The organism is Bacillus sp. 7_6_55CFAA_CT2 (assembly GCF_000238655.1).
GTDB classification, from domain to species: Bacteria; Bacillota; Bacilli; order Bacillales; family Bacillaceae_G; genus Bacillus_A; species Bacillus_A cereus.
This window is the reverse complement of record NZ_JH414708.1, coordinates 809,041-823,266: the sequence shown is the minus strand read 5'-3', so window position 1 is coordinate 823,266 and position 14,226 is coordinate 809,041. Positions and strand designations below refer to the sequence as shown.

The window sequence follows — 14,226 nt, the reverse complement described above, 5'->3', positions numbered from 1 at the left end:
GAGTAATCATGCTGAAGAAGCTGAAGAAAAAGCTCAAGCGTTATTTAAACGGTCTAGTCCGTAAAAAGACAATCGCTTAAATTGTGCCCATTTCGGGCTTTTTCTTCATTCTCATTCGAAAAAACATGAAAATCGTGACTGTTTGCTTTATAATAAGTAACAGATAATGCAAAACATAGACAAGGAGAGGTTTTCCAAATGATTTTTAAAGTATTTTATCAAGAAAAATTAACTGAGGTTCCAGTACGTGAAAATACAAAAGTTTTATATTTAGAGGCTACGTCTGAAAAGGATGTTCGTACAAAATTAAATAAGTTCGCATATAATATCGAGTTTGTTCAGTCTGTTACTGGCGCTCATCTTGAATATGAAAAAGAAAACGCTGATTTAACATTAGCGGAAATCGTATAGCGATATGAAATTTCTAAAAAACGACCAAGTTGCTGTATTTGCTCTCGGTGGGCTTGGTGAAATCGGTAAAAATACATACGCTGTTCAATTTCAAGATGAAATTATTATAATTGATGCTGGAATTAAATTTCCAGAGGACGAACTTCTCGGAATCGATTATGTAATACCAGACTACACTTATTTTGTGCGAAACGAAGATAAAATTAAAGGGTTATTCATTACACATGGTCACGAAGATCATATCGGCGGAATCCCTTACCTATTACGTCAAGTGAACATTCCAATTTACGGCGGAAAATTAGCAATTGCACTCATCAAAAATAAATTAGAAGAACACGGCTTACTTCGTAAAGCAAAACTTTACGAGATTCAAGAAGATGACGTTATTAAATTCAAAAAAACGTCTGTATCCTTCTTCCGTACAACTCACAGTATTCCAGATTCGTACGGCGTTGTTGTGAAAACACCTCAAGGTCAAGTTGTTCATACCGGTGACTTCAAATTTGACTTCACACCAGTTGGTGAACCAGCTGATTTAACAAAAATGGCTGAAATCGGTAAAGATGGCGTACTATGTCTATTATCTGATAGTACGAACAGTGAAGTTCCAAACTTTACTATGTCTGAGCGTCGCGTTGGTGATAGCATTCAAGACATTTTCCGTAAAGTAGAAGGACGGATTATATTTGCAACCTTTGCATCAAATATCCACCGCTTACAACAAGTTGTTGAAGCTGCTGTTGAAAACAACCGTAAAGTAGCTGTGTTTGGTCGAAGTATGGAAGCAGCGATTGAAATTGGACAAAACCTTGGTTATATTCGTTGCCCGAAAGATACATTCATAGATGCATCTCAACTAAACCGCTTACCAGCTAATAAAGTTGTTATTTTATGTACAGGTAGTCAAGGTGAACCGATGGCAGCACTTTCACGTATTGCAAATGGTACACACCGCCAAATTCAAATTATTCCTGGAGATACAGTTGTTTTCTCTTCTTCACCAATTCCAGGAAATACAATTAGCGTAAGTCGTACAATTAACATGTTGTACCGCGCTGGCGCTGATGTAATTCACGGGAAACTTTCAAATATCCATACAAGTGGACACGGTGGACAAGAAGAACAAAAGTTAATGTTACGTCTAATTAAACCGAAGTACTTCATGCCAATTCATGGTGAATATCGTATGCAGCGTATGCACATGAACATAGCAAATGATTGTGGCATCCCTGAAGAAAATTGCTTCATTATGGATAATGGCGATGTTCTTGCTTTACGTTCGGATGAAGCTAGCGTAGCTGGAAAAATCCCATCTGGTTCGGTCTACATTGATGGAAACGGTATTGGAGATATTGGCAATATCGTATTACGCGATCGTCGTATCCTTTCTGAAGAAGGACTTGTAATTGTAGTTGTAAGCATTGATATGAAAGAATTTAAAGTTGCAGCAGGACCTGATATCATCTCACGCGGTTTCGTTTACATGCGTGAAAGCAGCGATTTAATCAATGATGCACAAACATTAATTACAACTCATTTAGAAAAAGTAATGGAGCGTAAAACAACACAATGGTCTGAAATTAAAAATGAAATTACAGACACATTAGCCCCATTCCTATATGAGAAAACGAAACGTCGTCCAATGATTTTACCAATCATTATGGAAATATAAGAAAAAGGACAATGCCATGAAGGCATTGTCCTTTTCTTTTCTCTTATCTTAAAAAGTGTTTAAATCGATCCACTTCATCGTCATGACCAATGACAATTAATATATCTCCTGCTTGAATATTCTCCGTAGCTCGAGGGGATACGATAACTTCTTTACCTCGTTTAATTGCTACAATATTCAATCCAAACTTCGCACGAATATCTAATTCAATTAAAGAGTGCCCATCAATTTTTTTATTCGCAATAATCTCTACAATACTATGCTCATCTGAAAGCTCAAGGTAGTCTAGCACATTGCTTGATGCAATATTATTAGCAATCCTTTTTCCCATATCACGTTCTGGATGCACAATATGATCTGCACCTATTTTACTTAACACTTTTTCATGATAATCATTTTGAGCTTTTACAGTAATATTTTTTACACCCAACTCTTTCAAAATCAAAGTCGTTAAAATACTTGAATTTAAATTATCTCCAATAGCAACGACTACGTGATCAAAATTTCGAATACCAAGGCTTTTTAATACCATCTCATCTGTTGAATCTGCAATTACAGCATGCGAAGCTATATTTGCAAATTCATTAATTTTATCCTCATCTGAATCGATTGCCATTACTTCCATGCCTAATTGAGCTAGTTCTCGGCAAATACTTCCACCAAAGCGACCAAGTCCAATGACAGCAAATTCTTTTTCTTTCTCACCCACAAGAATTCCTCCAATAACTTCAAGTACTATTTATTTTCAGTGTAACACACTTTATATGCGTCACAAAAACTATGATTAGCTCTTATTTTTGTTTTTGTATATAAAAATATTGTTGCAAGTAAAAAGCGATACCAACAAGTAGCATAGCAAATACAAATATGTTTCCAAAAGAACTAAATGTTTCAAAAACGAATAATAATGTTTCTTGACCAAAAAAGGCAAATAGAAGCTGTGTGAATGCAAATAACAACGCCCATATGTAATGATGTTGATGGAATAAATAATGCGTTGCACCTAAAAAAGCAATAAACGAAAAGATAAAGATCCACCAATTTTCTAAAAATAGTTGCCAATTAGAAAATTGATATCCATTTACTAATATCGCAATAAGCGCGATAACTGCCATCGTCGGCACACTCCAAAATAATGCCCGTCCTCTAAAGAAACGAGTGCCTTTAACATCTCCTTTTTCATGTGCAATATATGTTAGTACTACTGTGCTTATATACAAAACAGAAAGAATTGTTAAAACGATAATAAGCCAAAAATGTAATTGATAATATTCATGCTCTATATTTGTCACGATTGCAGCTAACATGCACGGAATTAACATTCCCGTCCAACCATCTACTTTTCTTTCATTCCAAAAGACCGTATTACCAATCCTTATTCCTAACAACATAAAAATAATGATACCCAATACAAATAACGTAGTTTTATTCCCTACTAAACTCGTTGAGAAAGCAATTAATCCAATAAATAAAAAGAGCACAAACCCATTCATAATTTCTAGTACAGGTGATAAATATCTCTTCACCCATTTGTATGTTTCGTCATATTCATTATTATCTACTAGACGATAGGCATAAAAACTTATCCCAAAATAAACCGCCGCAATAATAACATACGCATATAAGACGAAACATAAAATCGCACTGCTAATTTGCACGTAATTCCCCACCCTTTTTTCTATGTTTCACATTGATTTTACACACTTTTCATACTAAAAGTAAACATATATAAGTTAGTCAAATAATTAATAATGAGCAGTGGCTAAACCCCCTGCTCATTATTAAAACAGTACAATTAACTTTAATTCTTCCATTTGTATGTAAATGTCTAAAATCAATCTATACGAGCGTTACTTACACCTCAGAACAAAAAGTTTTTTGGAACCTTCAAGAGAGCGGAAGTTTTATTTTCTATTCCCTTTCCACTTTACATATTGGCTTAAAAATGTGATTGCCTTTTCAATCACTTCTTCGTCTGGTTTTAATTTTGCATGATGTAAACCATATTCTGAATTTACTCCAAGCCAAAACATAAATCCAGGGATTTCTCGAAGCATATAACCAAAATCTTCACCCGTCATTGCCTCAGTACATGTAATAACATTCATATCAGTTTGTTTATGTACAAATTCCATAAACTCTCTCGTTAACTCTTCATGGTTATATACTTGATGATACATTGCTCCGTAATCTATAATCGCCTCACACTGGAAAGAAGCTTCGATACCTGCAACAATTGACTCAATTCTGCTTTTCACACGCTTCATTGATTCCACTGATAATGTTCGAATCGTTCCTTCTAAACGAGATTTTTCTGCAATAATATTTTGAACCGTACCACCTGTAATTTTCCCGATTGTAATTACTGCACTATCAAGAGGATTTACATTGCGACTAATAACGGATTGAAGCTGTGTAACAAGGTGACTCGCTGCAACAATCATGTCATTTGCAGTATGCGGATAGGCAGCATGGCCACCTTTCCCTTTTAAATCAATATATAATTCTGAAGTATTGGCAAATAACAGTCCTTCTTTCGTTGCAATTGTCCCCACAGCGTATTCTGGTGCAATATGAAGACCAAGAATTATATTTGGTTTCCATTCTTTTAACTCTTCACTTTCTAACATAGGAAGAGCACCGCCTGGTCCTTCTTCTGCTGGCTGGAATAGAAATACAAGGTCATCATCTATTCTTTCGCTCACAGCTTTCGTTAGAAGGCCTAAACCGATTGTTGTATGTACATCATGGCCACATGCATGCATCATTCCTTCATGAATAGAAGCAAACTCGTATCCAGTTTCCTCTGTAATTGGTAAACCGTCTATATCTGCACGATAACCTATTATTTTTTCGGGATTTTTTCCATTTACTTTAACGATTACACCCGTTTTCCATGTCTTCACTTCCACAAATTCATGAGAAAGTGTTCCTATATAATCTAAAATATACTGTTGTGTTTTCCATTCCTTAAATCCAATTTCTGGAATTCTATGTAAATCTCTACGAATTTGGATAAATTTGCTTACTGTCATTTTTGCACCTCTATCTATAAAAAGCGTAAGAGCCCATTTACGCTCTTACGTCTTTTTTTACTTTTTATTTCTCTGGGTTTAATTGACGAAGCTCTTGTTTAATTTCTGTTTTTGCTTTTGTCTTCTCATCAATTTCTTTAATTACACGTGCTGGAGTACCTGCAACAACTGTGTATGGAGGCACATCTTCTGTTACAACAGCTCCTGCTGCTACGACTGCACCTTTCCCTACTGTAACACCCTCTAAAACAACCACGTTTGCACCGATTACTACATCATCTTCAACGATAACTGGTTTTGCAGAAGGTGGCTCAATAACACCTGCAAGTACAGCACCTGCACCTACGTGACAGTTTTTACCGACTGTTGCACGTCCACCAAGTACTGCGTTCATGTCGATCATAGAACCTTCACCAATTACAGCACCAATGTTAATTGTTGCATTCATCATAATTACAGCGTTGTCACCAATTTCAACATGGTCACGAATAATAGCACCTGGCTCGATGCGAGCTTTAATACCTTTTAAATCAAGCATCGGGATTGCAGAATTACGACGATCGTTTTCTACAACGTAGTCAACGATGTGCTTATTATTCTCATCAAGAATTGTCTTAATTTCAGACCATTCTCCGAATAATACACCTGACTTTTTATTCACAAATGCTTGTACTGTTTCAGGGAATGTTACTTCTTTTAAATCCCCTTTTATGTATACCTTTACAGGAGTTTTCTTTTCACTTTTTTGAATAAACGAAATAATTTCGTTAGCGTCCATCATTTTCATTCTTGTTGCCTCCTAAATCCATTTATAATGTTACTCTACCAAACGAAAGAGCGAGTAGCAAGATAATAATCTTATTTTTCCCTTTGAATTTCTTCTATAATTTCTAAAAATGCTTGTACTTGCTTCAACTGCCTTGCCGAGTCACTTGTTAACAACCATGTTTCTCTCGTCAGTTGAACAGGTGTTTTATACATATTTTCCTGTACTTCCTTTAAAACAGTAGAAGGTAAAAGGGCATAACCTATACCATTTAAAACAAGTTGTTTACATGTTTCAATTTGGTCAACTACAATCGTTCGCTTAGGTGGATTAGAAAATAAACCATACCACCAATTTTGTATTTGTCCATAATAAGTCGAATCACTTTTAAATTGAATGAACGGCCTATTTGTTTCTTTTAACATCGAAATATCTTTTATTTCTTTATCAACTAAATACAGTTCATCTTCAAATAATTGTTGCTTCTGACCTTTATATTCTTGTGTTCCCCTCAGTATAGCAACATGAACGTCTCCTTCATAAAACTGCTTTTGCACTTCACTACTCCATCCAGTAAACAGCGATATCTTGACAGAAGGATATTTATGCACAAACTTTTTCAAAACAGGAGGGAGCCAATATTGACCAATAACTGATGCAACAGCTATTTTTAACGTTCCATGAGTTTCCGTTCTGAAAACAGCTAGCTCACTTTTTATATCTTCTTCCCTTTGCAACATTTCTTTAGCATAATTTGCAACTTTTTCCCCTTCAGGTGTAATTGTCAATCCTTTTTGTGAGCGAATAAAAAACTTCATTCCCCATTGTTTCTCCATAGATTGTAATCGTTGACTCAGCGCAGGTTGGGAAACAAATAAACGTTCCGCCGCTTTTCTCATATTTGATTCCTGAGCTAACACAACCATCATTTGAAAATCATCAATTTGCAACTTTCTCCCTCTTTCCTTAGCTTCCATACACCTTATTTCAATAAGCTTTTCATCCTTAATTTACCCGAATGCTTTCATTCAGAAAATACAATTGTCCAGTGCAAACTTTCCTTATGTTTTATGTCTTTTTAAATATAATACATACACAAGTGATATGCACGAAAAAAAAGTGACTTCTTCGTTTCTATGAAGTCACTTTTCTTACGTTATCGATTATGTTGCCTTACTTTCTTATTCAACAATTTTAAAATAGCCCGACGTGTTAAAATCCCCTCAAAATAGCCTTCTTCATTAACAGCGCAAATAAAAGGATGATCAATTGTCATTTCTAAAGCTTTTGCAAATGAATCGTCTAATTTAAGAACAGGTATATCTTCTTTCATCACCTGCTCTACTTTCATATCATCGAGTCTTTCAAACTCAATACGTTCTAATCCTAACATACCATCTAATATCATGGCAGTACTAATCAAACCATGTAGTTTATACATTGGATCTAAGACAGGTATCGCCGAATATCCAGATTTCACAAGAACGAGTAAAGCATGTTCTAAACTATTTCCAATTTGGACATGAGCTACTTTTTCCGATGAAATCATTAAATCCTTCACAAGAATTTGTTGAAATTCGTCTTTCGGAATACTAATCATATTACATCCCCCATTTTCCCTTTTTCCTGCTTATGTTCACAACTCTATTCACATTTTATGACAGCGTTTTCATATTATTATTTTGTCCTAAATTTATTTCAATAAAAATACAATCACACAGCTATTTTAGCATACAGCACAAAAAAAAGACTACCATTCCGGTAGCGCTTAATACCCTTTATTTTTTAATCTGTAAAATAACCTTGTGATTTTTTTATATTGCATCACATCTGTCTGTTTCAAACCATTCTCAATATCTGTAAGTTCCACAGCTAAAATTTCACTTGCGTAATTTTGCTGAAATAAAATATCTAGTAGTAAACTTTCTTCTTCCTTCGTTAAAACAACTTCCCTTTGCATATACCCCTCTCCTTACACTCGCATCGTTACTCTTATTATATAAAAAATTCAACCTATTTAATAGATGTAATATTCAGTTTTTATTAAAAGATATGTAGCAATCGTATACATACAAAAAAATCATTTCGTATATCGATTTGCATAGCTAAACGCCGCATAAGCATCTGGCTTAATTTTTGCAGTTAATCCCATCGCTCGAATTTTTTCTGTCATATCTAAAATAAATTCTTTTGTTAAACCATCATTCCCAATGTCTAAATGAATTTCCATTATGAATCCAGCCCCATCTTGAGCATAAGGATGCAATAACTCCCATATTGTTTGTATATGAGTAGGCGTAAATAGACATGCGATTTCTTGACTAAACTGCGTTTCTAAATATATTTTCTCACGTAAGGTTGCCGGCTTATCTTTTACTGATCTATGGTGTAAACAGCCCCAGGCACCTTTTCCAACACGATGAATATGGATTGCTGTAATAAACCTCGTATCCTTTTGATGCGCTTGTGAGTCTGTCCCAATGGATAATCGATATAAATTTCGCGGATCCTTTTCAATGAAACTACAAATACGGTTAAAGACCATATCAAAATTTAAATGTCTCTCTGAAACATTGTAAAATTTATGTGCACCGTCCACAGAGTCACGTCCTTTCAATTAGACAGACTTTTCGTATTCTCATTGTATGGGACAAAAACTAAAATTATAACTTCCTATCCTTTATTCGTTTCAATATTTCGAATTACAAAGTGACAAACTTGGCACGTATAAATTACATTTTGATTAGATTGAGCCGTTAATACATGAATAATCTCAGCAGAACTTTGACAATTAGGACAAATCACAACTGGTAAACGTTCCATACGATAACCTCCTAGTTATATTTCTCCCGCTATTTGCAGAACCCAGCGATTGTGAGAAGTTTAGCTTCACATATTCACCCGGTTGACGGGACTCATTTTCCACATGGATAAGCAAACTTGCACGGATTAAAATTTCATTTTAATACCATTGTAGGAAAAATAAAAACTTCTATACATTCCACTAGAAAGTAATAGAACTAAAAAAGGTACTGCCACATGGCAGTACCTTTTTTTATATGTATCAAGAAATGATATCGTAAATCTCAATTGCAACCATGTCGATATTATCGAATTGATACACTTGAGGTTTTTCACCTTGTTGATACACTTCTAACTCATACATTTCACTTTTATCGAAAAATTTCACGCTACATTTGCGCTCACCGTTCACTTCAAAATAGCGTTGTGCTACTTCACCGCTTTCAGCTTGTTCTTGTAGACTAACAAGTCGAGTTAAAATTCCTTGGAGTAGAGACATGAAATCTCTCCTTTCTCTGATCTTCCTACCAATAGGTTTTACAGCTACACTCATTCTATCCGTCATAACAGAAAAAATGTTCCACACTCTAGGATAAAGGTTATTGGCCAGAAACTCAACTAAAAATTTGTCGAAATGCGAAGGAAAAAACAGAAAGAACATATTTCCCCTTCTTTATTGCGGTTTTTATACTGGAAGAATATAATAAAAAACAGAAAAAAGGAGGAATAACAATGAAAAAAATTGAGGTTTATACACAACCCGATTGTCCGCCCTGTGTTATTGTGAAAGAATTTTTGAAGCATAATAACGTTGCATATGAAGAATTTGACGTAAAAAAAGACGCTGCTGCTCGCAATCGTCTTTTATACGACTATGATTCTTATTCAACTCCAACAGTCGTAATTGATGGCGAAGTAGTTGCAGGGTTTCAAATTGAAAAGTTACAACAACTACTCAATATAGAATAGGAATAGGTAAATACCTATTCCTATTCTTACCCCGCTATTTGTAGGTAGTAAAACTCCTACCCCCAATTTAGCTACAGCAAAGAAGTTAGATGGAAGAGTAATCCCTCCCACTGATTAAAAGTTTCACTTTATAATTGTTGCAACCTTTTTATTTCAGTTAAAAGTTCCTGACTTTCATGATATCCTGCTAGCTTCCATTTATCTTGATCCCTTTTCAATGTTACAATTTGATACTGTCCACTTTTTGTCCGCTCATATACATATAAATTTTTATGTTCTTCATCATACGACATTTTTGTTTCTGAATTAAAAGAAAACGGTGCTTCTTTTGCCGGAAGTAAATATTCACCACTTTGTTTATCACTTCTGCTATTTTCATCTGTAAATACTTGAAGGAAATTATCTGTAAAATACGGTGATAACGTCTCTATCATCTTATTCATCGGCAAATGCTTCCCACGAATTGAAAACTGGGTTTCATAGCCTTTTTGTATCGTTGTAAATACTTCTTTCCGATCGACTTCCACTTCCTCTTTTCCTAAAACAGTCGTAACACTATAACCAACTAGAAAGGCAACACATACAAATAGAACAAGCCATATTCCATATTTCCTCATTTTTTCACCTTCCTTTTAAAAGAACTTGTCTTTGTAGTATTCATTGTAACAATGATTATGCAAAGAAAGGACAGATTTCGTTCGTAAAATCTTTACAACGATAGACAGCATTTTCATCACCATTTTCACTATTACCAATTTATGATAAAAACAAACAAAAAATGCACGAATCTCTTCGTGCATTAAAATAAAACATCTTCTTCATATAAATATTCATAAGATAAATCTATAAATAAAAAGTTGTCATCATCAATCGGGAAAGAAAATGTTCGTACCATTTCTCCCGTTTCAATATCTGCATATAAATCTGAAAGCCTCGCCTTATTCTCAAAACGCATTTTCATGATATTCTCGAGAAAATACGGGCGCCAACTCCAGTTCTTCATATAATAATCCGGCATCACAATCCATTCTCCATCTTTTTTCATAACATTTCCTGATTGTTGGAAACCATCTTCATTACAAATAAATATACGAAAACTACACTGTGATACACTTTGACTAAATTGTAATAACCAATCATTTATATCTTCATTCTTTTTTTGTTTTGATAAAACATCGCCAATGCGATCGCGTAACATCTCTGTTAAATTATAAATTTTTTGTAACTTCTTCTTTTCATGCTGAATAAACTGATGACATTCATTACCTAGTCGCTCTTTCAAAACATTCGTTTCAATAAAATCAGGTAAACATTCTTTCAAATAATTACCTTGATAATATCTTCCGCCGTTCTTCCAAGCATATTGCAGTTGATAAAAAGCATCTATTTCTTCATATAACAAAGTTGCACCAATTCTTCTAGCAAGTAATGATAAAGAATATAAAATATCTTGATAAGATTGTAAAAGTGCTGTTTGCCTTAAGTTCGTTAAATCTACTTTTAAAATATCAGGTGCTAACACGCTAATACGCTCTAAATTACTTGTGCCCGTTCCGACTTTATTAATCGAAATTTGAATACCATATGTACGATAATACATAAGCAAATGATTAAATTGCTCTATATCTTCTTTACATTCATGCTCTGTAATCTCTAAAACAATTTGTTTTAAATTTAAACCTTGTTCTTCATACCTCAATAAAAGTTGAAGCAAGCTTTCATCATCATCATTCATTAATACATTAGCATTCCGATGTATAAATAATAATAATTTTTGATCGCTTTCTAAATAACGATTTAAAGCTTTTTCTACTATAATATTATCCGCTTCCAGTTGAAATTCACTTGGAATCGAATCATCGTGAAAGAAAGAAGCTAAACTTTGTATGCCCTCTTCTGTTTGAATACGTCCTACTACTTCGTATCCAATTACAGTATGCTCATCAGCACTAAAAATAGCTTGATAATAAGGAAGGACTTTATCCAAGTTACTCATTACATCTAATGCATCTATCAACGTGCTTCCCTCCCTTTACTTTTCAAAAATTATAACATGATATTTACGGAAAAATAATAAAAAATCCCTTCAGTTTTCCTGAAGGGATTAGAGGGGTAAAATGCTAAGGGGAATTAGCAATTCTACTATGAAGAAAAAAGAGGTCTTAAATATAACGTATATATGACCTCTTGTAAACACTTTTCTTTCATATGTCACAATTCCGTCACATTTAGCCATAAAAAAAATGAATCAAATATTCATTTTTTTATCCCTTTTAAAATGGATATTGATGTAAATGTTGTCCTCCATCCATTGTCATGCAAGTTCCATTTATGTACGCAGCTTCATCTGAACATAAATAATAAGCTAGACCAGCGATTTCTTCTGGCGTACCCAGCCTTCCAAGCGGAACACTTTGTATCGTACGTTTAGCCATTTCTTCTGAAATCCATAATTTATCAGCACCGCCCGTACGTTCAATTGGTCCTGGCGCGATAGCGTTAACTCGTATTCCATATTTACGTCCCCACTCAACAGCGAGCGTCTTCGTCATCGCTAATACTCCTGCCTTCGCTGCAGCCGAATGAATAACTCCTGGACCAGCATCCCATGCATATGTTGCTACCATGTTAATGATATTCCCTTTTATACCTTTTTCAATCCAATATTTTCCGACAGCATGACTACAGTAAAACGTACCGTTTAATACAATATTAATGACTGAATTCCAGCCATTCACAGATAAATCTTCTGCTGGACAAATAAAGTTTCCAGCTGCATTATTTATTAAAACATCAATTCTACCAAACTTCTCATCAATCTGTTCAATCATTTTCTGAATGTCATCCGTATTTCTTACATCCATTTGTACAGGTAATACTTGCCCTGGAAATTGTTCAATTTCCAACTTTGTTTCCTCTAGTTTTTCCTTTGTACGTCCTGTAATAACAACTCGTGCCCCTTCTTTTGCAAAACGAGTCGCCATTCCTTTTCCCATTCCACTCGATCCACCTGTTATAATAACTACCTTTTCTTTCACATACATCCCCTCCAAAAAATGAATACACATTCATTTTATCACTTTATTTAATAGAAATCTTTATATTTTTAAACTTTTCTGATATTTTAGCGTAAAGAACTTTCTTTTTATTCTATTTTTTTTCGTAATCTATACTACTTTTTATTATGTAAAGTATATTTTAAATAAACTGAAAGGAGATTTGAGTAGCCTATAAATGGAATGAAAACATTGAGGTATACTCATATTTTTATGAAGCACATTACAAGAAGAAATTTTTTAAAAATTGGTATGCGTACTTGTCTCTATTCATTTATAACCAGTAGCATCGGATACTACTATGCTAAATATATAGAGCCCCATTTCATTTCTTTTACACAGCACACATTAAAATCACAACTCATCCCAAAAAGTTTTCATGGTATGAAAATTCTTCAATTCAGCGATTTACATCTCGGATACTATTTCTCGCTTCAACATTTATCTAAAGTTGTTTCTAAAATTAATGCTGTAAATCCAGATATTGTCCTTTTTACCGGAGATCTCATTGATAATTATCAAACGTATACTGACACTCCTTTCGTTGCATCCATTTTAAAAAATATACAAGCCCCCTTTGGTAAATTCGCTATTTATGGTAACCATGATCACGGTGGATATGGAACTGAATACTATGAGCACATCATGCGTGAATCAGGATTTGAGCTATTGCTCAATAGTGAAAAAAGAATTCATCTAATGGATAATAGTGAAATTTCTATTTTCGGTCTCGATGATATACTATTAGGCAAACCAAAAATAGAGAAAACATTAGAGCATGCACGGCAAAGTACTTATAACATTGTTCTTGTTCACGAACCAGATATCGCGCCCCAAGTTTCTAAATATCCAATCAACTTGCAACTTTCTGGTCATAGTCACGGCGGACAAGTACAAATTCCTTTTTTAGGAGCTATTATTACACCTTCACTCGCCAAAGACTATATTGAAGGCTTCTATACAATTCAGGATTTAACTCTCTATGTCAATCGAGGCCTGGGAAGAACACGTGTCCCATTTCGTTTTATGTCAAAACCTGAAATCACAATTTTCACACTCCAACATTCGTAATAATTCGCCTATTTTCTTACATATCCTTTCTTGTACGCGCTCATCCACGTTTTGTTTACCATATGATAAAAGTGAGTCCAATAAAGGAGGTATGTTCATGTATCCATATTATCAACCAATTCCAGTCCGTTCAGCACCTATTGGTCCAGTAGGCGACTCACGCTTCTTCCCGTTTTTTGGCGTTCCCTTTCTAGCTGGAATTGCTGGTGGATTGCTCGGCGGAGCATTAGCTTTCGGCCCTCGACCATTTTATCCACCTTATCCACCACCTTTCCCGCCGCCAGCACCTTATCCTTGTTACGGTGGACCATGTCAGCAACCATACTATTACTAAGTTAAAATAACGATTCTTTCAAATATTATTCTCTCAACGAGCCATCTCATTACACGCTTATAATAAAACTATTGTTTCTACTCATCCTTCCATTTTTGGAGCATATGAGT

18 protein-coding genes are annotated in these 14,226 nt (G+C 34.6%); 5 read left to right on the top strand and 13 right to left on the bottom strand.

Going from position 1 to position 14,226, the window contains the following annotated elements; translation table 11 throughout:
- Window positions 1-198: 198 nt before the first annotated feature.
- A complete protein-coding gene (locus HMPREF1014_RS04575; protein ID WP_000576435.1) occupies window positions 199-411 on the top strand; it encodes a DNA-dependent RNA polymerase subunit epsilon in 213 nt (70 codons plus the stop codon).
- Window positions 412-415: 4 nt separating this feature from the next.
- Entirely contained in the window at window positions 416-2,083 is a 1,668-nt protein-coding gene (gene rnjA / locus HMPREF1014_RS04570) for a ribonuclease J1 (protein WP_000670377.1), read from the top strand.
- A 43-nt stretch (window positions 2,084-2,126) separates the two neighbouring features.
- Here the strand turns inward: rnjA and HMPREF1014_RS04565 are convergent, their stop codons facing one another.
- The 10 genes from HMPREF1014_RS04565 to HMPREF1014_RS04520 all read right to left on the bottom strand — a co-directional run bounded on the left by HMPREF1014_RS04565 (window position 2,127) and on the right by HMPREF1014_RS04520 (window position 9,185).
- Window positions 2,127-2,792 carry a potassium channel family protein gene (locus HMPREF1014_RS04565; RefSeq protein ID WP_000504032.1) on the bottom strand — a complete coding sequence of 222 codons (666 nt, stop codon included), beginning with the start codon at window positions 2,790-2,792 and terminating at the stop codon, window positions 2,127-2,129.
- Window positions 2,793-2,874: 82 nt separating this feature from the next.
- Complete coding sequence (locus HMPREF1014_RS04560; RefSeq protein WP_001167321.1) at window positions 2,875-3,741, bottom strand: cytochrome c oxidase assembly protein; 867 nt, start codon at window positions 3,739-3,741, stop codon at window positions 2,875-2,877.
- A gap of 246 nt (window positions 3,742-3,987) precedes the next feature.
- Window positions 3,988-5,118, bottom strand: a complete 1,131-nt coding sequence (locus HMPREF1014_RS04555) for an N-acetyldiaminopimelate deacetylase (RefSeq protein ID WP_000218663.1) — start codon at window positions 5,116-5,118, stop codon at window positions 3,988-3,990.
- A 64-nt stretch (window positions 5,119-5,182) separates the two neighbouring features.
- Entirely contained in the window at window positions 5,183-5,905 is a 723-nt protein-coding gene (gene dapD, locus HMPREF1014_RS04550) for a 2,3,4,5-tetrahydropyridine-2,6-dicarboxylate N-acetyltransferase (protein ID WP_000783241.1), read from the bottom strand.
- Between the two features lie 71 nt (window positions 5,906-5,976).
- Entirely contained in the window at window positions 5,977-6,861 is an 885-nt protein-coding gene (gene ccpC, locus HMPREF1014_RS04545) for a transcriptional regulator CcpC (RefSeq protein ID WP_001987174.1), read from the bottom strand.
- Between the two features lie 179 nt (window positions 6,862-7,040).
- Window positions 7,041-7,484: a cyclic-di-AMP-binding protein CbpB gene (gene cbpB / locus HMPREF1014_RS04540; RefSeq protein ID WP_000623579.1), complete on the bottom strand. Its 444-nt coding sequence runs from the start codon at window positions 7,482-7,484 to the stop codon at window positions 7,041-7,043.
- A 168-nt stretch (window positions 7,485-7,652) separates the two neighbouring features.
- Window positions 7,653-7,844, bottom strand: coding sequence for an antirepressor AbbA (abbA, locus tag HMPREF1014_RS04535; RefSeq protein ID WP_001188692.1), 192 nt, complete (start codon window positions 7,842-7,844; stop codon window positions 7,653-7,655).
- A gap of 120 nt (window positions 7,845-7,964) precedes the next feature.
- A complete protein-coding gene (locus HMPREF1014_RS04530; RefSeq protein ID WP_000348489.1) occupies window positions 7,965-8,483 on the bottom strand; it encodes a ribonuclease H-like YkuK family protein in 519 nt (172 codons plus the stop codon).
- A gap of 74 nt (window positions 8,484-8,557) precedes the next feature.
- On the bottom strand, window positions 8,558-8,707 hold the full coding sequence (locus HMPREF1014_RS31475; protein ID WP_000440540.1) for a hypothetical protein: 150 nt from the start codon (window positions 8,705-8,707) through the stop codon (window positions 8,558-8,560).
- A gap of 241 nt (window positions 8,708-8,948) precedes the next feature.
- On the bottom strand, window positions 8,949-9,185 hold the full coding sequence (locus HMPREF1014_RS04520; protein WP_000055151.1) for a YkuJ family protein: 237 nt from the start codon (window positions 9,183-9,185) through the stop codon (window positions 8,949-8,951).
- A gap of 233 nt (window positions 9,186-9,418) precedes the next feature.
- Here HMPREF1014_RS04520 and HMPREF1014_RS04515 point away from each other — a divergent pair, with 233 nt between their 5' ends.
- On the top strand, window positions 9,419-9,655 hold the full coding sequence (locus HMPREF1014_RS04515; protein WP_000717875.1) for a glutaredoxin family protein: 237 nt from the start codon (window positions 9,419-9,421) through the stop codon (window positions 9,653-9,655).
- A 128-nt stretch (window positions 9,656-9,783) separates the two neighbouring features.
- Here HMPREF1014_RS04515 and HMPREF1014_RS04510 read toward each other — a convergent pair whose 3' ends face one another.
- The 3 genes from HMPREF1014_RS04510 to fadH all read right to left on the bottom strand — a co-directional run bounded on the left by HMPREF1014_RS04510 (window position 9,784) and on the right by fadH (window position 12,693).
- Window positions 9,784-10,272 carry a DUF3993 domain-containing protein gene (locus HMPREF1014_RS04510; RefSeq protein ID WP_001233804.1) on the bottom strand — a complete coding sequence of 163 codons (489 nt, stop codon included), beginning with the start codon at window positions 10,270-10,272 and terminating at the stop codon, window positions 9,784-9,786.
- Window positions 10,273-10,454: 182 nt separating this feature from the next.
- On the bottom strand, window positions 10,455-11,672 hold the full coding sequence (locus HMPREF1014_RS04505; protein WP_000564306.1) for an EAL domain-containing protein: 1,218 nt from the start codon (window positions 11,670-11,672) through the stop codon (window positions 10,455-10,457).
- A gap of 256 nt (window positions 11,673-11,928) precedes the next feature.
- A complete protein-coding gene (fadH, locus tag HMPREF1014_RS04500; RefSeq protein ID WP_000660913.1) occupies window positions 11,929-12,693 on the bottom strand; it encodes a 2,4-dienoyl-CoA reductase in 765 nt (254 codons plus the stop codon).
- Between the two features lie 231 nt (window positions 12,694-12,924).
- On the opposite strand from fadH, the gene HMPREF1014_RS04495 reads away from it, so the two are divergent.
- A complete protein-coding gene (locus HMPREF1014_RS04495) occupies window positions 12,925-13,782 on the top strand; it encodes a metallophosphoesterase (RefSeq protein WP_025966306.1) in 858 nt (285 codons plus the stop codon).
- Between the two features lie 97 nt (window positions 13,783-13,879).
- On the top strand, window positions 13,880-14,116 hold the full coding sequence (locus HMPREF1014_RS04490; RefSeq protein ID WP_000283738.1) for a hypothetical protein: 237 nt from the start codon (window positions 13,880-13,882) through the stop codon (window positions 14,114-14,116).
- Window positions 14,117-14,226: the final 110 nt, after the last annotated feature.